The organism is Flavobacterium lacustre, assembly GCF_027474525.2.
In the GTDB taxonomy this organism is placed as follows: domain Bacteria; phylum Bacteroidota; class Bacteroidia; order Flavobacteriales; family Flavobacteriaceae; genus Flavobacterium; species Flavobacterium lacustre.
In genome coordinates this window covers 1,535,123-1,555,351 of the sequence record NZ_CP114882.2, presented here as the reverse complement: position 1 = coordinate 1,555,351, position 20,229 = coordinate 1,535,123, and the positions used below count along the sequence as shown (strand labels likewise).

16 protein-coding genes are annotated in these 20,229 nt (G+C 33.8%); 2 read left to right on the top strand and 14 right to left on the bottom strand.

Annotated features, from left to right (window positions below):
* Positions 1-45 precede the first annotated feature (45 nt).
* A complete protein-coding gene (locus tag O6P34_RS06865; protein ID WP_269686585.1) occupies positions 46-1,860 on the top strand; it encodes a hypothetical protein in 1,815 nt (604 codons plus the stop codon).
* A 274-nt stretch (positions 1,861-2,134) separates the two neighbouring features.
* On the opposite strand, the gene kynU is transcribed toward O6P34_RS06865, so the two are convergent.
* Positions 2,135-3,412, bottom strand: a complete 1,278-nt coding sequence (kynU, locus tag O6P34_RS06860; protein WP_269686584.1) for a kynureninase — start codon at positions 3,410-3,412, stop codon at positions 2,135-2,137.
* 179 nt (positions 3,413-3,591) lie between these two features.
* Here kynU and O6P34_RS06855 point away from each other — a divergent pair, with 179 nt between their 5' ends.
* Entirely contained in the window at positions 3,592-4,326 is a 735-nt protein-coding gene (locus tag O6P34_RS06855; RefSeq protein ID WP_269686583.1) for an SIMPL domain-containing protein, read from the top strand.
* Between the two features lie 97 nt (positions 4,327-4,423).
* Here O6P34_RS06855 and queA read toward each other — a convergent pair whose 3' ends face one another.
* The 13 genes from queA to O6P34_RS06790 all read right to left on the bottom strand — a co-directional run bounded on the left by queA (position 4,424) and on the right by O6P34_RS06790 (position 20,094).
* A complete protein-coding gene (gene queA / locus O6P34_RS06850; protein ID WP_269686582.1) occupies positions 4,424-5,473 on the bottom strand; it encodes a tRNA preQ1(34) S-adenosylmethionine ribosyltransferase-isomerase QueA in 1,050 nt (349 codons plus the stop codon).
* Positions 5,474-5,613: 140 nt separating this feature from the next.
* On the bottom strand, positions 5,614-6,834 hold the full coding sequence (locus tag O6P34_RS06845; RefSeq protein WP_269686581.1) for a 3-phosphoshikimate 1-carboxyvinyltransferase: 1,221 nt from the start codon (positions 6,832-6,834) through the stop codon (positions 5,614-5,616).
* Between the two features lie 80 nt (positions 6,835-6,914).
* Positions 6,915-7,241 (bottom strand): nucleotide pyrophosphohydrolase, encoded by a 327-nt coding sequence (locus tag O6P34_RS06840; RefSeq protein ID WP_035661076.1) that lies wholly within the window; start codon positions 7,239-7,241, stop codon positions 6,915-6,917.
* A gap of 2 nt (positions 7,242-7,243) precedes the next feature.
* Positions 7,244-9,232 (bottom strand): DUF3858 domain-containing protein, encoded by a 1,989-nt coding sequence (locus O6P34_RS06835; RefSeq protein WP_269686580.1) that lies wholly within the window; start codon positions 9,230-9,232, stop codon positions 7,244-7,246.
* A 6-nt stretch (positions 9,233-9,238) separates the two neighbouring features.
* Positions 9,239-11,260, bottom strand: a complete 2,022-nt coding sequence (locus O6P34_RS06830; protein WP_269686579.1) for a transglutaminase family protein — start codon at positions 11,258-11,260, stop codon at positions 9,239-9,241.
* Positions 11,261-11,267: 7 nt separating this feature from the next.
* Positions 11,268-13,175, bottom strand: a complete 1,908-nt coding sequence (locus tag O6P34_RS06825) for a DUF3857 domain-containing protein (RefSeq protein WP_269686578.1) — start codon at positions 13,173-13,175, stop codon at positions 11,268-11,270.
* Positions 13,176-13,224: 49 nt separating this feature from the next.
* Complete coding sequence (gene dtd, locus O6P34_RS06820) at positions 13,225-13,677, bottom strand: D-aminoacyl-tRNA deacylase (protein ID WP_269686577.1); 453 nt, start codon at positions 13,675-13,677, stop codon at positions 13,225-13,227.
* Between the two features lie 19 nt (positions 13,678-13,696).
* On the bottom strand, positions 13,697-14,674 hold the full coding sequence (gene rsgA / locus O6P34_RS06815) for a ribosome small subunit-dependent GTPase A (protein ID WP_269686576.1): 978 nt from the start codon (positions 14,672-14,674) through the stop codon (positions 13,697-13,699).
* Positions 14,675-14,798: 124 nt separating this feature from the next.
* Positions 14,799-15,881, bottom strand: a complete 1,083-nt coding sequence (locus O6P34_RS06810) for a bifunctional 3-deoxy-7-phosphoheptulonate synthase/chorismate mutase type II (protein ID WP_269686575.1) — start codon at positions 15,879-15,881, stop codon at positions 14,799-14,801.
* 63 nt (positions 15,882-15,944) lie between these two features.
* Complete coding sequence (locus O6P34_RS06805; protein ID WP_269686574.1) at positions 15,945-16,796, bottom strand: prephenate dehydrogenase; 852 nt, start codon at positions 16,794-16,796, stop codon at positions 15,945-15,947.
* Between the two features lie 3 nt (positions 16,797-16,799).
* On the bottom strand, positions 16,800-17,945 hold the full coding sequence (locus O6P34_RS06800; protein ID WP_269686573.1) for a pyridoxal phosphate-dependent aminotransferase: 1,146 nt from the start codon (positions 17,943-17,945) through the stop codon (positions 16,800-16,802).
* A 51-nt stretch (positions 17,946-17,996) separates the two neighbouring features.
* On the bottom strand, positions 17,997-18,824 hold the full coding sequence (locus O6P34_RS06795) for a prephenate dehydratase (RefSeq protein ID WP_269686572.1): 828 nt from the start codon (positions 18,822-18,824) through the stop codon (positions 17,997-17,999).
* Between the two features lie 349 nt (positions 18,825-19,173).
* The gene (locus O6P34_RS06790; protein ID WP_269686571.1) at positions 19,174-20,094 is read right to left on the bottom strand and encodes a M28 family metallopeptidase; all 921 of its coding nucleotides are present in this window, start codon (positions 20,092-20,094) and stop codon (positions 19,174-19,176) included.
* Positions 20,095-20,229: the final 135 nt, after the last annotated feature.

The window sequence follows — 20,229 nt, the reverse complement described above, 5'->3', positions numbered from 1 at the left end:
ATGCTTTTTATAATCTTTGCATCATATTAAAACGATTTCATTTACATGACAACAACAAAACCATTACATACTTTTCATATTCCGGTTATGGGATTGGCTTATACAATAGATAGTCCGATTCGTGTCGCACAATATGGTATATCTTCTGTGATTTCTATTGCAGATGATGAATTGATAGAAAAAATGAATACTTTTTATCATCAAAAATTCGATATTCCTTACCAAGAAATAACTCAAAAAATGCATGATTATCGTGCAGAACGTATTACTTCTTACTTGAATTTGGTCGACAAAATAGTAAAAGATAAATTCGAAAATTTCAAAATCGAATTGGCTGAAAGCAAATTGGCATTAGAAAGTTACATCGCCATGTTGCCTAACAAATCCGAAATTAAAAAAGGATTGCAAAATTTGATGGAAGACGGAATTGCTTTTAAAGAAAATATCAAAAGCTATTTAGAAAACAACCTTTCCTCCGGCGATATCGACGTGAATATCATGACGAAACTCGATAAGGATAATTTTATAAAAGACGAGCAATTACCAGTTGCTTTTAATGATGCACATGCTGCATTACGTGGTTTTGCCAATAGTACATTAGAATCTTCCGTAGTCCTTTCGGCGGGAATGAATCCTAGATTGTACAGCTATTTTGAAAATTTCCCAGTCTTTTTTCCGGATGCAAATAACAACTTGAAAAAGAAAATTACATTGAAAGTAAGCGATTTTCGTTCTGCAATGATTCAAGGTAATTTTTTAGCCAAAAAAGGACTTTGGGTTTCAGAATATAGAATCGAATCCGGATTAAATTGTGGCGGACATGCTTTTGCAACCGATGGATTTTTATTAGGTCCAATTTTGGAAGAATTCAAACAAAAGAAAGACCAATTGATTCAATCTGCCCATGATTTGATGGTTAAAGCGCTTGGACAAAAAGAATTACACATTCCCGAAACTCAATTGGATTTAAAAATAACCGTTCAAGGTGGCGTAGGAACTGCCGAAGAGCATGATTTTTTATTAGACCAATATAATGTAGATTCAGTGGGTTGGGGCTCTCCATTTTTGTTAGTTCCAGAAGCTACTTCGGTAGACAAAGCAACTCGAAAATTATTGATGAACGCCAAAGAAAACGATTTGTATTTGAGTCACATTTCACCTTTAGGAATTCCGTTCAATACTTTGAGAGGAACTACGAACGAAATGTTCAAACAAAAAAGAATTCAAGATAGTAAAGCCGGAAGTTCTTGTCCAAAAAAATTCCTAGCCTTAAACAAAGATGCCGATGGAAATGCAATTTGTACCGCTTCGAAAAAATACCAAGACAGTAAACTTCAAGAATTAGAAGACAAAAAAGACACTGTAACTGCCGAAAACTATGCTAAAACTAAAGACAGCATTACCGAAAAATCTTGTCTTTGTGTAGGCTTAGCAAATGCTTCGTATTTAGAAAATGATATTAAAATAAAAGGACAGGCACAAGGTGTTGTCATTTGTCCTGGGCCCAATATGGCTTATTTTGACCAAGAAGTTTCACTCGCTAAAATGGTGCAACACATCTACGGAAATGCTTCTGTATTAAGAGTTACAGATCGTCCGAATCTATTTGTGAAAGAACTGAAAATGTATATGGATTATTTCAAAAACGAAATAAAAGAAGCCGCATCTGAAATCACTTCACCTCAAATAAAAAAATTGCAAGCGTTTAAAAATAATATGTTAGACGGTATTTCATATTATGAAAACTTGTTTTCAGATGCACATTATTTTGAAAATGGAGTGAAAGAAATTAAAAAACAACTTGATAATTATAAAATGGAGTTAACGAAAATTGAAATTCCAAAATTAGAATTGGCATAAAAAATAGTCAATCCCATGATTGACAATCGATTTGGTAAACGACAAAATATGATACAACTTAACAGGCTTAATTCTTAATTATACTGGTAAAAATCTAAGAGGTTAAGCACTATTAAGGTGAATACAAAAGTTTATGAATTAGTTTTTGAGCGAAATTGTATTTTGTCGTAGACCATTAAATGGTTTGAATTAGTGTAGTAAAAGTCGGCTTGAAAATTTCAAGCCGACTTTTATGTTAGTGTTATTTTCAAAAAAAATGATTAATTCAAGCCTATTATTTCGCAACAATCCCTTGTTTTAAAATTTGTCCAAAATCATACATATCTTCAAAAGAACTATACAAGGGAACCGGAGCTAATCGGATCACGTTAGGTTCCCGCCAATCTGTAATTACACCATTTTTCATTAAATAATCAAACAAAGAGCGTCCTTCTCCATGAAGAAAAACCGATAATTGGGAAGCTCTCTCTGTAGGATTTGAAGGTGTAATAATTTCAAAATTACTATTAACTTCTTTGTCAATTTCGTGAAGAATAAACTCTAAATACGAAGTGATGGTATCTCTTTTTTGAATTAAAGCATCCATTCCTATTTCATCAAACAGTGTTACAGAAGCTAAATAAGGAGCCAAGGACAGAATAGGTAAATTACTGATTTGCCAACCATCGGCACCATGAACGGGATCAAAATTAGGTTCCATTTTGAAACGACGTTCCTTATTGTGTCCCCACCAACCGGCAAATCTTGGCAAGTCTGGGTTAGTATGATGCTTTTCGTGAACAAAACATCCCGAAGCATTTCCGGGTCCTGAATTCATGTATTTATAACTGCACCAAGCAGCAAAATCAACATTCCAATCATGAAGTTCTAGTTTTATATTTCCGGCTGCATGCGCTAAATCCCAACCTACATAAGCACCCGCTTTATGACCGGCTTCGGTTATTGTTTTCATATCAAAAACCTGCCCGGTATAATAATTGACACCGCCTATTAAAACTAATGCCAACTCCTCGCCTACTTCGGCAATTTTAGCCAAAATATCTTCTAAACGAATGTTATGTTCCCCTTCACGACGCTTGATTTCAACAATGGCGTCTTCTGGTTTATAGCCATGAAAATGAACCTGACTTTGAAACATATATTGGTCGGAAGGAAATGCTTTTTCCTCACAAATAATTTTGTATCGGGTTGTTGTTGGTCGGTAAAACGAAACCATCAATAAATGAAGATTCACGGTCAGCGTATTCATTACTGTAACTTCGGCAGGCAAAGCACCAACTATTTTACTCAACGGACCTGCAAATCTTTCGTGGTAATCCCACCAAGGTTTTTCGGCATAGAAATGCCCTTCTACAGCTAGATTTCCCCAATCATTCATCACCTCGTCTACATAAGCTTTAGTGCGTTTGGGTTGTAAGCCCAAAGAATTTCCAGTAAAATAAATTACCATTTTTCCATTGACTTGCGGAAAAATAAACTCTTCCTGATATTTATGTAATGCATCTTGCGCATCAAGTTGTTGTGCAAATTCACGAGTATTTTCGAAAGTCATTGTTTAGATTTAGTTTAGTAAAAGTAATAAAAAAAGGAGCGATTCTATAAAAGACTTTTGAGCTGTCCAGACGAACTACTTGTATGAAATAGAGACAAAAACAAAGTTTCAAAATTCACACTTAATTCAAAACAAACCCAATATTTGAGTACATTTGATTGAATTTAAAACACTTAATGATGCTTAAAAATAATTTGAATGTCCTTATAATTGCTTTTGCTGTTATTGTTTCGGCCTATTTATTTTCGAATGCGTTTCAGAATCGAAATAAAAGTAATGATACCATCAGCGTAACGGGTTTAGGCAAAAAGGATTTTGTTTCGGATTTGATAGTTTGGAGCGGCTCTTTTTCTAAAAAAAGTTTGACCCTCAAAGAAGCTTATGCAGCCTTAGACAGCGACCGTGAAAAAATAAAAACCTATTTATCCGGCAAAGGAATCGGGCCTGATGAAATGGTGTTTTCGGCAGTTAATTTCAGTAAGGATTTTGAAACAACTTATAATGAAAATGGGACAACAAAGCAGCAAATTTTTACTGGATTTACCTTAACCCAAAGTGTAAGTATTCAATCGAAAGAAGTAAACAAAATCGAAGAAATTTCGAGACAATCCAGTGAATTAATTAATTCCGGCGTAGAATTTTATTCAAATGCACCTGAGTATTATTACACCAAATTAGCGGAACTAAAAATAAAAATGATTGCCGAGGCTACTAAAGATGCCAGCACAAGAGCCAAAAGCATCGCAGAAAATGCCAATGCGAGTTTGGGGAATTTAAAAAAATCGGATATGGGTGTTTTCCAGATTACAGGTCAAAACTCGTCGGAAGATTTTTCATATGGAGGTTCATTTAACACACAATCTAAAAATAAAACGGCTAATATTACTGTACGATTAGTATACCAAGTAGATTAGGAATCAAGTACAGATTGCGTTATACAAAGTCAAAAAACAAAAAATCTCGCCATTAATGACGAGATTTTTTTATAAGAAAATCTGAAATATATTCAGATTAAATGATCAACATAGCATCTCCGTAAGAATAGAACTTGTATTCTTCTTTGATTGCTTCTTCGTAAGCTCTTTTCATTAAATCATGACCACAAAATGCAGATACCATCATTAACAAAGTTGATTTTGGAGTATGAAAATTTGTAATCATACAAGTCGCTACGCTAAAATCGTGAGGAGGAAAAACAAACTTGTTTGTCCAACCATCAAACGGGTTTAAGGTTTGTTGTGATGAAACAGAACTTTCTACAGCACGCATAGAAGTAGTTCCCACGGTACAAATACGTTTCTTGTTTAACTTTGCGTTGTTTACAATATCACAGGCTTCTTGAGTAATTTTTAACTCTTCAGAATCCATTTTATGTTTTGATAAATCCTCAACCTCAACTGGATTGAAAGTTCCTAAACCAACGTGAAGCGTTACTTCGGCAAACTTGATTCCTTTAATTTCCAGTTTTTTCAACAAATGTTTAGAGAAATGCAACCCTGCAGTTGGTGCAGCTACAGCTCCTTCTTCTTTGGCATAAATCGTTTGGTAACGTTCCGCATCTTCCGGAGTTACGTCTCTACTGATGTATTTTGGGATTGGAGTTTCACCCAATTCCGTTAATTTATTTCTGAACTCTTCATAAGAACCATCGTAAAGGAAACGCAAAGTTCTTCCACGAGAAGTTGTATTATCAATTACTTCAGCAACCAACGAATCGTCATCACCAAAATATAATTTGTTACCAATTCTGATTTTACGAGCTGGATCAACTAATACATCCCAAAGTCTTTGTTCAGCATTTAGTTCTCTCAATAAGAATACTTCGATTCTAGCTCCTGTTTTTTCTTTGTTTCCGTACAAACGTGCCGGGAAAACTTTAGTATTATTCAAGATTAAAACATCTCCATCATCAAAATAATCGATAACATCTTTGAACATTTTGTGTTCTATGGTTTGTTTTTTACGGTCAATTACCATCAAACGAGACTCGTCTCTGTTTTCGGCAGGATATTCAGCGAGAAGTTCTTTTGGTAAATTGAATTGAAAATGAGATAATTTCATGTAGTCTATTATTTAGGGTGCAAATATACGATGGTGAGATAGGCGTTGTCAAGTGTTTTACTGTTTATTTTTCCTCTGCCCAACCGTCTCCAAACGAAAGGGAAGAGAAAAACAGCCTTACAACCAATGAATTGTAGGATTTATTCTGAAATTTTGAAACCTAAAGTTTTTAAATCCTCCCAAAAATCAGGATAAGATTTAGAAACTACTTCGGCATTATCAATAATTATTGGTACTTTCAATGCTAATGGTGCAAATGCCATAGCCATTCTGTGGTCATTATAAGTTGCAATTGACACATTCGAATTGATGTGATTTGAGGCTGCTAATGTTAAGCTGTCATTAGTCACTTTGATATTAGCACCCAATTTTGTCATTTCAATCCTTAAGGCTTCCAAACGATCTGTTTCTTTGATTTTCAATGTATGCAAACCGGTTAAATGACAACCAATTCCTAGTCCAAGGCAAGTCACGACAATAGTTTGGGCGATGTCTGGCGTATTATTCAAATCAAATTTCACGTCCTCAAAATTAAAATTTTTAATTTTGGTTAATGTCATTTTATTTTCTTCAAAATGCGTCTCCACACCTATTTCAGCATAAATTTCGACCAAAGCCGAATCCCCTTGCAAGCTGGTTCCTTTATAACTGCTCAATGCAATTTTGGCTGTATCAGATAAGGCGACTAAACTAAAAAAGTAAGATGCAGAACTCCAATCGGATTCCACGGTCATCACTTTCGGTGCTACTTCGGGTTTCGGATAGACTTTGATTACATTGCCTTCAAAGCTGGTTTGAATTTGTAAGTCATTCAATAAAGCTAAGGTCATTTTGATATAAGGAATTGACGTAATTTCGCCCACCAAAGTCAATTCGATACCGTTTTCCAGTTTTGGCGCGACCAATAATAATGCAGAGATATATTGACTGCTTACATTTGCCGGAATACTAACTTTGTTATTTGTTATTTTTTGTCCCTTGATTCGAATCGGCGGATAGCCTTCCTCATTTTCATAAGAAATTTGCGCTCCTAATTGTTGCAAGGTTTCAACCAAAACTTTTATTGGTCGTTCCTTCATTCTTGGGGAACCTGTCAAAACTACTTCGCGACCTTCGTTTACGGCAAAATAGGCTGTCAAAAATCGCATTGCCGTTCCAGCGTGATGAATATCCACTATTTCGTCATTCCCTTTCAAGGCTTTTTGCATTACTTCGCTATCATCAGAATTGGAAGTGTTGGCCAAAGTAATATTAGGGAACAAAGCCTGTAACAGTAATAGTCTGTTGGTTTCACTCTTTGAGCCGGTAACTGCAATTTGCGCTTGTAAATCAGATTGGGAAGTTTGTAACAGTAAATTCATTTTAGCTTGGTTGATTGGTAATTGGCGGCAAATTTATTTTAAAAAAAGGATGTACCAAAGCTTTCCTTTGACTTATAACATTATTTTAATTTCTCGTTGTTTTTATGGCGGTCTTTATCACGTACTGATTTCAAGTCCATTTTCTTATCAAAAGCGGCTTGCAAATCGATTCCGGTTTGATTGGCCAAGCACAAAACCACAAAAACCACATCGGCTAATTCTTCTCCTAAATCTTTATTTTTATCGCTTTCTTTCTCGGATTGTTCGCCATAACGACGGGCTATAATTCGGGCTACTTCACCTACTTCTTCCGTAAGTTGCGCCATATTGGTCAATTCATTAAAGTAACGTACACCGTGTTCCTTGATCCAAGTATCCACGTCTAATTGGGCATTTTTTAGATTCATTTTTATATTTTTTTAAATACTATATTCTCTTTTTGTTTATCCACAATTTTTTGATAAAATTCTTTTACCATTTGATAATCTTCAGGCAACATAGTGGACAACTTCGTTTCAGAATGCACTAATAATTGAATTTTTCTATCCTTTTGCTCTAACAAATATTTAAAAATTAACGACCCGTCACCAGATGACAAATTTATTGACTTTGGCATTGACTCAACTTCATAATCCTCTGGAATATCAATTACAATACTATATCTTTTAATTTTTGGATATCCAAAATAAATAGGTGTTTTTCTATCCTCCTGTATAAATGGATTATTATTTAGAGTAAAAAAAAGCATCGGTTTTAAATACATTTCACTCCCCATCACTTCCAAATGATTATCGGATTGAAACACGAAATACTCATCAATTGGACTCATTAAATCACTCTTGTTTTTTATACTGTAATCGCTAATTTCAATTCCTCCGTAATTTCCCTCGAGTTTATCTGAATAATTATCTGTACTAGTATCAGCATATTTACTTCTAAAATCATAGGCATCATGATTTGTTTTTCTACTACTATAAGTCCCTGAAATTTTTCTTTGAGAATCTATTTTTAGACTTAAAGAAGAGCTAATTAATGAGGGAACTTTAGGAATCAAACTCACCTCAACAGATGTTCCATCTGCTTTTATCAGGCGACCAACCCAATTTAATGTATTTAATGGCAAAATATTTTGAGTTGTATATTTATTAGTTGCATCTAATAAAATTTGTTCTCCATTAATTTCAGCTGAAGCAATAACATAGTTAAAAACGGTACGATTAGGAAATACAGGTATGCCATTTTCGATAGTACTCACTAGAACAGGATCTACTTTTATCCCCGTAAGTCTTAACATAGAAATTAAAATAAAATTGATTTCGGCGACATTTCCAGTTCTATCTAAATAAGCTTTTTTAACTCCTTTATCAGTATAATAACCATAATCACCATTCCAATTCATTTTTTCTTGGACAAACTTAAAAACCGCACTAAGCCTTTCTTTCTCTGATTTGATGTTTTCAATTAATTTTTTTAAATCAGGAATAAAATAATCTATCTCTTTTAATTCTTTTCCAAAATCATCACTCTTAAAAATAGTTTTTGCAACTCCTTCCCATGTTGAGGAATAATCCTTAACCTCCTTGCCAGGGAATGCTGTTTTCTCTAATTCATTATGAATTGAAGCCTGGTAATTTTTTGAGTTGTCAACAAACGCCTCTTCCTTAATAGCAGGGACATCTTTGGCTACATAAGTAGTGTTAATTGACCGAAAAGTTATATCGGACATTTGATTGTGTTCATCAGTATAGTTCATTGAACCACTTTGGACTTTTGAATCTGTTTTAACATCTAAATAACCTTTGAGGAGTGTCTTGTAGTAGAAAAAATTAGGTATTTCTGTTCTGTATTCGGAATAATTTACAGGAATATCGTATTGAATATCATAAACTGGAAAAAATAATATATTTTCTGATTTTAAAACATAACTAAATTCGATTATGGAACCCGCTTTTACATTCGGTAAGGAAATGGATGCTTTCTTCCAGTTTTCATTAACTTTAGTTTTAAAACTTCCTTCGCTATCTAATTTTGTCTTAACAACTGAGCCATTTTCGATATTATAAGTTACTGCATCATTAAATCTTACATAATCATCATTAATATCATTGTAACCGGTATAAATTGGCACTTCAAAAGTTGCCCAATCTAATCCTTCTTTTTTATATATTTTAATTCTATAGGTAAATTCATGATTCATCACAAAACCACTATTCAGGGTATACGTAAAAAATGTTTTTCCTTTTTTATATAATATAGCGGCAACAGCCGAGCTATCTTTAGGATGTTGTTTTTCCTCAAGTTCGCTAATAGTTACTTTAGCTAATTTTAAATCCTGAGCTCCTACTTTTGCAAAAAAGGTGAACAGTATTAAAACAAAAAATAATTTATTGTGAAACATTATTTTTTAAATTTTTGTTAGAATGATTTTCTCATTTTGTTTTTCGATCATTTTTTGATAAAACTCTTTTAGCATCGGGTAATATTCTGATGAAATAATGGCTGCATTTATTTGGTACACAATTGATATTTGTATCGTATTTCCTGAAGCATTAGTCATGTATTTAAACGTCCCTAAATTATCCTGCATCGATAAAATAGTAACTGCAGGAAGCGTCTCTACTTTGTATCCTTCGGGAATTTGAATATTTATGGAATATTTATCCATAAACGGAAATCCATAATCTACTGGGTATTCCCTTACTTCTTGTTTAAAAGGATTTTGTTTTTCGGTGTAAAACAACATTGGATTCACATAGATTTTACCACCGATACTCTCGTCTAAATTAGAGCCAACAAACGAGAATGTTTCTATTGCCGGCAATTTCAGCTCTTTCTCATTGGTTCTGGAATACTCGTTTATTTCAATCTTATCATTGTCGTTTTCTAATTTTTCTAAATAGGATTCCTCTTTTAAGTCTTCCACTTTTTTTCTAAAAATCATGGCATTATGGTCGGTTCTTTGACGTCTCAACTTACCGGAAATCAATCCTCTTGCATCAATCGCATAATTCATTGAAACTATATCATTAGAGGGTGACTTTGGCATTAAATCAACTTCTGTTGAAGTACCATCTTTTCGGATCAATCTCCCCACCCAGTTTAAGGCTCTAAAAGGCAAAACATTTGGAGTTGAGTAAGCATCCGAAGCATCTAGCAAGGTCAAATCAGTTCCGTTTTCGACAGCTGCAATTACATAATTAAACGCATTTCTATTCGGAAACAAAGCTACCCCGTTAGATCGGGTACTTACCAGAACCGGGTTCGCAGTTAATCCTGCATAACGCAACATTGCAGTAAGCATCAAGTTAATTTCGGCAATATTTCCGGTTTTATCTTTATAGGCTTTTTTAACACCGTCGTTACAACTATATCCGTTGTAATCATTCCATTTCACTCTGTTTTTTACAAAATTAAATATAGTATTAATTTTGTCTTCAGGAGTCGTAAGTCCAGCAATAATACCTTTTAGATCCTCTTCAAAATAACCTGTTTTGCCTAGTTCAGGACCAAAATCATCGTAGTCATAAATGGTTTTCACTACCGCATTCCAATCTGTTGAATACGGCTTTAAAGGCTGATTAGGATATTTAGTCATCGACAATTCCTGAACCAAACTTGAGGTATAATTATCTATGTTATTAATATAGCCCTCATCTCGCATGGCAGGCAAATTCTCAGCAACATAAGTAGTAATCGTTTCCTGATATTCAAATTTGTCTTGAACAAAGGTGCTGGTTACAGCAGACATTCCTTGACCGCCAGATCTCTCTAGGCTTGACAATGAAACAATTTTCTGTTTTTTTTCTTCCGTTACTTTAGGAAAAATATATCCTTTTTGATTGGTATTATAAACATAATATTCCGGTATATAGGTTTTATATTCTGAATAATTTACCGGAATACTCGTTTGAAAATTCCATTCCCTTGGACTTCCTATGCTAAAGGATCGCACTGTATATTTAAACTCTATAACCGATCCTTCTTTTACATTAGGCATCGTTATTTTTTTTCGCCCCCAATATCTATTGATTTTTTCATCAAACTCTCCGTCACTTTTCAATTTAGTCTTTTCTATCTTTCCGCCTACCAAATTATAGGTTATCGCATCAGAATAAGAAATAGTTTCTTTTGAATTATCTCCTATGTAGTATTGCACTTTTTTGTTAGCCCAATCATACCCCTCTTTTTTATATATTTTAATACGAGTTTTAACCTCGGTAATCATAACAAAACCATTGTCCTTAGAATACTCATAAGTATTCCTCCCTTTTTCGAATAAAATAGCGGCTACGGCAGCTGTATCTGTTGGATGTACTTTTTGTTCAAGTTCGGCAATAGACACTTTACCCAATTCGAAATTTTGTGCGGTACTTTTTAAAAACGAAACGAATAACAATAAAAAAAGCAGTGTTTTTTTGAGTGACATATCTGTATTAATTTAGGGTTAGAATAATTTTGGCATTATCATTTTTTGAAATTTGCTCTATAAAAAGACGGTATTCATCATATTCTTTACTGGAATACAATCCTTTTTTTACAAACAAGGTCCTTTTATAGATTAAATTGGAGGCGTCTTTTTTTACAATCTCGGTTTTATACACTCCGTATTTACTGTTGAGTTCAAAATTAGCCGGTAAAAATTCAATAGAAAATTCCGGCGGAAGCACAACATTTATCTCATCTGTATCGATGTATCCTCTTTGTATTTCAAAAGGATTTTTACGGTTTCTAATTCTTTTTACGTTCCCCGTATATTGATTAAAAGCATTTATGGCAAACATCATTTTCCCGTTGGTGATTGTTCCATAATTTACAGCACTTATCTCAATATTTTCGGATAATTTTACATTTTCCTTATCATCCGAAAAGGCTATTTTCCCTAATTTCAAATTATTGATATTATCCCAGTATTCTTTGTAATGAGAATCTTTATCTATAGGATTCCAACTTTGAATCGGTGCTTTGCTACTGTATTGTGAACCTTGAGAAACAATCGTAATTTTTCCGGACAAATCTCCTTTTTCAGACAAGCTATAAGTTCCTGTATCTACTTGTGAATTTCCCTCGTCATCATATACTTTTGTTCGAACAATTTCGCCTCCGCTTGGCTTAACCACTAGAACGGTTCTGTCATCTGTAAAAGTTCCTTGATAGCCAAAAGGATCATCCTGACTCGTACATTCCAGCCAAGTATAGCCGCTGCCTATAGGAATAGCCAAAATAATGTGATTTCCTTGCATGGAAACAAAATCAGACTGAATATCTGTTTTTTTTCTGTCTCCGTATAAAATGGTATAATAAGAAGGAACATTAACAGCAGTAAGCAATGCCTTGGTATAATTTGTCAAAGCTTTACAATCGCCATATCCTAATCGATCAACATCTGATGCTAACATTGGTTTCCAGCCTCCAATACCAACTTGAATACTAATATATCTTACCTTTTCTTGAACATATTTATAAACTTTTTTTGCTTTTTTTATTGGGTCTTTTTCAGCTCCAATAAGCGTTTTTACTTTTGTTTTAGTTTCCTCAGACAACTCAGTAGTACCAGACAAAATTTTATCGGAGTACCATTGTCCAAATTCTTTCCAAGTTTTTGCATTTCCGTCAACTCCCTCCAGATGAAACAACTCTAATCCCATCATTACTTTTGGAAAAATAGTACTAAAAGCAGGGCTATAATCTTCGCTTTTTTGAGCCGGAATAGTAGTTGCCGTGTAAGAAAGTTGCGTAGCAGTATCGGCATTTTTTTTTATTTTAAAGGTTGAAAAATTGAATTCCATTTTTCTAAAACCCAAATTATCCGGATAATTGACATTCAAAATGCTTTTTTCAACACTTACAAAATAATCCGTTAAAGGAAACCATTGCGGTATAAAAGCCGTTGTAGAAGTTTCAATTTCACTATCAAAAATTATTGTAAACGGGTATTGAATAGGCGTATAATCTAAATAGAGATAGCGATTATCCGAAAAAATGGTGACTCCATCTGCCGCACTTTGATCTTTAAAATCTTTTCGTTTAATTTTTTTGATTTCTTTGCCTTCAGAGTCAAAAACGGTCGCTTCAATTGCTCGAATAGAAGTTCTTTTATCATAACTTTCTACGGCATCTACAGCACCAAGTCCTTTTTCGTTAAAAACGGTAACGACTCTTTTGGTCTTGACGGTCATGTTTCGTTGTGAAGTAATATCAATGTCAATCTGATTCAAACGAACCACAGCATTGGCATTATCCTTTAAACTGTCGGATATTGCAAGTGAAGTATATGCTGTTTTTTGAGCAGAAAGTAAAGTTGTAGAAAGTAAAACTAAAAGGCAAAAATACTTTGAAACCATATCGAATTCTTTTTACCAAAAATATAAGAATTTTTCGATTAAAAGAAACTTAATTCCGATTTTTACTATCCATTTGTATCGTTACCGGACCATCATTCAAAAGAAGTACTTTCATGTCCGCGCCAAACACGCCTGTCTGCACTTTTTTATTCATTTTAAATTCTAAACTTTTTACAAAATCTTCATAAATAGGAATAGCAATTTCTGGTTTTGCAGCTTTTATATAAGATGGACGATTGCCTTTTTTGGTAGAAGCATGCAGCGTAAATTGGCTTACCACAATAATATCACCGTCGATATCTTGAATCGACAAATTCATTACCTCATTCTCATCTCCAAAAATACGAATCTGGGTAATTTTACCCACTAACCAATCAATATCTTCTTGTGTGTCTGTCTCTTCAATCCCAACTAAAACAAGAAGCCCTTTTTGAATATCGGCTACAATTTTATTGTCAATGGTTACAGAGGCGGAGGAAACTCTTTGAATTACTACTTTCAAAATAATGGTGAATTATAAATTATTCCCTTGTTTTATCGCTGATTATTCGGTCTTCATTGTGAATATCGGTTCGATAATTCTCATCGTCACCTTCCAGAATTTTGAGGTAACTTCGGTAACGAGACCAAGCAATTTCATCTTTTTCCAATGCCGCTTTAATAGCACAATGAGGTTCTTCTTTATGCAGGCAATTATTGAATTTACATTGGTCTTTCAACTTGAAAAACTCCGGAAAATAGCCGCTTATCTCTTCTTTTTCCATATCAACAATTCCAAAGCCTTTGATTCCGGGTGTGTCAATAATTTTAGCGTCAAAAGACAAATCATACATTTCTGCAAAAGTTGTAGTATGTTGCCCTTGCTTACTGGCCTCAGAAATTGTTTTTGTTTTTAAATGTAAATTAGGTTCCATCGCATTAACCAAAGTTGATTTACCAACTCCGGAATGCCCTGAGAACATACTTACTTTACCAATCATCATTTCTTTTAAGGCATCAATTCCTTTCATTTCAGTAGAAGAAACACGCAGGCATTGGTATCCAATTTCCTGATACACATGTTGCATGTACAACTGCTCGTCTAAAGTCGCATCATCAAAAGTATCAATTTTATTAAAAACCAATATCGTTTCGATACCATATGCTTCGGCAGTGACTAGAAAACGGTCAATAAAATTAAAAGTAGTTGGTGGATTATTGATGGTCACCAGCAGGAAAACGCGATCAATATTCGATGCAATAATATGCATCTGATGAGATAAATTAACTGATTTTCGAACAATATAGTTTTTTCTGTCGTGTATTTTATGAATCGTACCGGTAACGGCATCCGAAGTTTCTTCGAGTTCATAATCTACAATATCTCCCACAGCAATTGGGTTTGTACTTTTAATTCCTTTGATTCGGAATTTCCCTTTCATTCTACACTCAATAAAATCCCCTTTTTCTGATTTTACGGTGTACCAACTCCCTGTAGATTTGTAAACTAGTCCTGTCATGCTGCAAAGGTAAAATTTTGTTTCAAGTTTAAAGTTTAAAGTCTAAAGTTTTTACAATTACCTAATAAATAAAAAATCCTCACAATTTATTCAACTGTGAGGATTCTATTTATTTAAACAAGAATTAAGAATTCAAGATTTTTTCTTGGTGTTCAATACTTTCTTGGTGAATTCCTTTGAATAATTTAACGATAAATTCTTCTGTCAATCCTTTTTTAGCACCTTCAGCAACCATTTTTGCCTGAATTTCGTTCCAACGGTTGTTTTGAAGAACAGCAACGTTAGCATCTTTTTTCACTTGACCAATTTCGTCAGCTACTTTCATACGTTTTCCTAACAACTCTAATAAATTAGCGTCCAAAACATCAATATTAGCTCTCAATTTTGTCATTTTGCTTGCAAACTCATCCGTATCACCGCTTACTTTTCTAACTTTCAAATCTTTGAAAATTTGTTTCAACGCATCTGGAGTAACTTGTTGAGCAGCATCAGACCATGCATTATCAGGATCATTATGCGTTTCGATAATCATACCGTCATAATTCAAATCTAATGCCTCTTGCGTTACTTCAAGAATCATATCACGGTTTCCTGTAATGTGAGATGGATCAATAATTAAAGGTAAATCAGGGAATTTATTTTGCAATTCGATAGCAATTTGCCATTCTGGAATGTTTCTGTATTTTGTTTTTTCGTAAGTAGAAAAACCTCTGTGAATTACTCCAAGGTTTTTGATTCCCGCAGCATACAAACGTTCCACACCACCTAACCATAAAGCCATATCTGGATTTACCGGGTTTTTGATCAATACAATTTTATCTGTTCCTTTTAACGTATCAGCAATCTCTTGAACTGCAAAAGGGTTTGCAGTTGTACGAGCACCAACCCATAATACATCAATATCATTTTCTAAAGCTAGTTTACAGTGTGCAGCTGTAGCAACTTCAGTTCCCATTAGCAATCCTGTTTCCGCTTTTGCTTTTTTCAACCATTTCAATCCAATTTCACCAACACCTTCAAATCCTCCTGGACGTGTTCTTGGTTTCCAGATTCCTGCTCTAAATACACTTACATCTGAATCTTTCAATTCATGAGCTATTTTCAATACTTGTTCTTCTGTTTCAGCACTACAAGGTCCTGCGATCACAAATGGATGAGTCAAATTGAATTCATTCAACCAATTTCTCATTTCTTTCTTGTTTTCCATCTTTTCTAAATTTTATTTTTTATTATTTTATTCTGTGTTGTTCTTCTTTATGCAATCAATTGCTTATTTTTTCATTCCGTTTAATATCTCTTTTATTTTATTGACACTTTGCATTTCATTGTAAATTGCCTCGTAATCTTCGCTTTCTAATAACGTTTTGAAATTAGATAAATTAGAGATGTATTCTTCCAATGTTTTGACTACTTGTTTTCTGTTTTGTTTAAAAATAGGTGTCCACATGGCTGGTGAACTTTTAGCTAAACGCACCGTACTTTCAAAACCGGAACCGGCCATGTCAAAAATATCTTGCTCGTCTTTTTCTTTGTCAATTACTGTTTTACCTAACATAAACGAACTGATATGTGACAAATGCGATACATAAGCAATATGTTTATCATGCGATTTGGGATCCATATAACGGATTCTCATTCCCATTTCTTTAAACAAATCCAAGGCTTTTTCCTGTAACTTGAAAGTCGTTTTTTCGACTTCGCAAATGATGTTGGTTTTCCCCTGAAACAAACCTTTTATAGCTGCCGAAGGCCCAGAAAATTCAGTTCCCGCAATAGGATGTGTAGCTATAAAATTCCTTCTTCTTGAATGATTTCCAACCGCTTCGCAAATAGGTGTTTTAGTAGAACCTACTTCAAAAACAATTGTATGCTCACCAATAACATCCAGAACTTTTGGCAAAACTGTAAGCGCAATATCTACAGGAACAGATACAATTACAAAATCAGCATCGGCTAAATCTTCAAATGTCGCTGCTTTATCAATAACTCCTAAAGCTAAGGCTTCCGCCAAATGTCTTTCGTTCGCATCAATCCCATAAATAGTCGCTTCGGGATGCAATGATTTGATGTCCAAAACCATCGAACCTCCTATTAAACCAATTCCTATTACGAATACTTTCATTTGTTAAAATCTATCAATTGCTTCTTGAACTTTCTCTTCTTTTACACAAAGTGCAAATCGAATGTATCCTTCTCCATTGGAACCAAAAATAGTTCCCGGCGTAATGAAAATCGATTTTTCGTATAATATCTTATCAATAAAATCTTCTGCGGATGTGATTCCTGCTGGCAATTTTGCCCAAACAAATAATCCAACTCCTTCTTTGTACACTTCACAACCTAACTTCTCGGCCAATTGTTCTGTTAAAACTCTTCTTTTTTGATAAACGGCATTCATCGAATCAAACCAAGATTTGTCACTTTTTAAAGCTTCAATTGCTCCTTTTTGAATCCCAAAGAACATTCCGCTGTCCATATTACTTTTTACTTTCAAAACCGCATCGATGCATGCTGCATTTCCTAACACCATTCCCACTCTCCAACCTGCCATATTGAAGGTTTTCGACAACGAGTTTAGCTCTAACGCCACATCTTTTGCACCTTCCACTTGCAACAAACTCATCGGATTGTCATTCAAAACAAAGCTATACGGATTGTCATTAACTAACAAAATGTTATGTTTTTTGGCGAAAGCCACTAAATTTTTGAACAAATCAAGACTTCCTCTCGCACCTGTTGGCATGTGAGGATAACCAATCCACATGATTTTTACTTTCGATAAATCTAATTTTTCCAAAGCTTCAAAATCAGGTTCCCAATTATTGGCTTCTTTCAAATCGTAATAAACTGGCACGGCTCCTACTAAATTCGTTACTGAAGTGTAGGTTGGATATCCTGGATTTGGAATCAAAACGTGGTCGCCTTCATTCAAAAAAGCCAATGAAATATGCATAATCCCTTCTTTGGAACCCATCAAAGGCAAAATTTCAGTATTCGGATTTAAAGCAACATCGTAGTTATTTTGATAAAAATCAGCCATTCCTGTTCTCAATTCCGGCAAACCTTGATAACTTTGATATTGATGTGCATTTTCTTCATTCATCGCCAAAACCACTGCGTCAATAACAGCTTGAGAAGGCTTTAAATCTGGGCTGCCAATTCCCATATTAATAATTGGTTTCCCTTCGGAAGCCAATTGTCGTACTTCTCTCAGTTTTGATGAAAAATAATATTCTTCAATTATATCCAGACGTTTCGCTGTTGCAATCATTTTTGTATTTTAAAATTCTTTTGACTTTTTAACCTTCAACTTTATGACTAATTAAGGCTTAGTATTTTTATATTCACCTAATACTTTGAAATATTCGGCCATAATCTCTAATAATGATTTTGCTTTGGCATAATCGTCGTATTTTTCGAAAGTAACATCCACAAAAAACGAATATTTCCAAGGAGTTTCTATTTTTGGTAACGATTGAATTTTTGTTAAATTCAACTTACAATCGCTCATTACATTCAAAACTGCCGCCAAACTTCCTCGTTTATGATCCAATTCAAATTTAATAGAAGCTCTGTTTATTTCATTTTTGTCAACAAATGATTCTTCTTTATTAATAATCACAAAACGAGTCATGTTGTTATTAATGGTTTGAATTTCTGGTGCCAAAATCTCTAAATCATACATTCCAGAAGCCGTTTTACTGGCAATTGCAGCAATTCCTGTCAATTGTTTTTCATGAATTCTTCGGGCTGTTTCAGCAGTATCTTTATCTTCTACTAATTTTATGTTTGGATATTTTTTCAAAAATTCCATACATTGTAACAAGGCCATCGGATGAGAATGAACTTCATGGATATCCTCCATTTTTTGACCTTTCAAAGCCATTAAATTCTGATGAATATCTAAATAATGCTCTCCAATAATGTGTAAATTATTTTTATCAATTAAAGCATAATTTGGAATAATTGGTCCTGCAATAGAATTTTCAATTGCCATAACCGCTTGGTCTGATTTACCAGATATTAAACTGTCTACTAATTCTTCAAAAGACAAACATTCGTCAACTTCTACATTCTGATAGTAGTATTCTTGTGCCACCTGATGATGGAAAGAGCCTTTTATACCTTGTATTGCAATTTTTGTTCTCATTTAATCAAAAAAAAATCCTGATTTTCATCAGGATTGTATATTAGTTTTATTTGTTTGTTTGTTTTTCAAATAACCATAGCACAATCCCTTACTTCCTAAAGAAGAAATAAAATGTGTTGCTAAAATAAAAACGGTTATTAGACATGATATGCTCTGATTTTTAATATTTTCTATGCAAATGTATAACTTATTTTAAGTCGACCAAAAAAAACATTTGATTTTATCTAACAAAAAAGGAATTCTTTGTTAAAACTGTTTTTTGTTGTATAATACACAAAAAACACATTACTAAAAACCTGTTTATTATTAATTTGAAAATCAATTTTTATAAAATAGTATTCTGTTTTGCTTATTTCACTCTTGAAGGAGTGTCCTTACCGTTTACAATACTTTGCGAACTGATAGCGATTGCCTCAATAATTTCGGTCATATTGGCTAAATCCAAAGTTGAAACAGCATCACTTAATTTATGATAATTGGGCTCCACATCCATTTTTGAGGTAGAAATGGTATGCGCTGGCACTCCCAAAGCCGCTAATCTGGCATTATCCGAACGGTAAAAAAGTTGTTCCTGAGGATACGGATCAGCATTGAAACTGAAATTAGAATTTGCTAAGTTCTTTTGTAATATGGTTCCAAAATCCGATTTTTCAAAACCCGTAATGTAAGCCGAATTTTTACCCCACTTGCTCTCTGTTCCAATCATTTCAATATTAAACATCGCAACAACTGTTTTAGCATCTATATTTTTAGAAAAGTAAGAAGCTCCAAAACCGCCAACTTCCTCACCGGTAAACGCAACAAAAATCAAGGTTCTTTCGTTTTGATTTAATTCTTTAAAATATTTTGCCAAAGCAATGACAGCCGTAGTTCCCGAAGCATCATCATTTGCACCGTTGTAAATTTTATCGGTTCCGCTTTCTGCAAGTCCCAAATGATCATAATGAGCCGAAAAAATAACATATTCATTCGGTTTTGATTTTCCTGGAACTATTCCTATTACATTATTGGCGTTTTTCCCTTTGGCAACAAATTCTTGGCGATACGTTTTTAAATCTTTAAAATAAGTAAGTCCAATATTTTTGAATTCTCTTTCGATAAAAACGGAAGCCGAATCAATTCCAGCAGTGAAAATAGCTCTTCCCTCCATTTTATCCGAAGCCAATTCTGTTTCAATTCGTACAACTTCCTGTTGATCAAACATCGGTTTTTCTTGGGCATGAACAAAAAGTCCCAGAAAGAAAAACAATAACACACTTCCTTTTTTCATATTTTAATCTAATTTTAAGTGATAGAATAATGGTAAATGTATAAATCTAAATTTTGATTTGCAATTGTAATCTATTGTTAACAACGAATTATTAGAATTAAAAATCTAAAAAATAATTTGTCAATTCGGGACTGA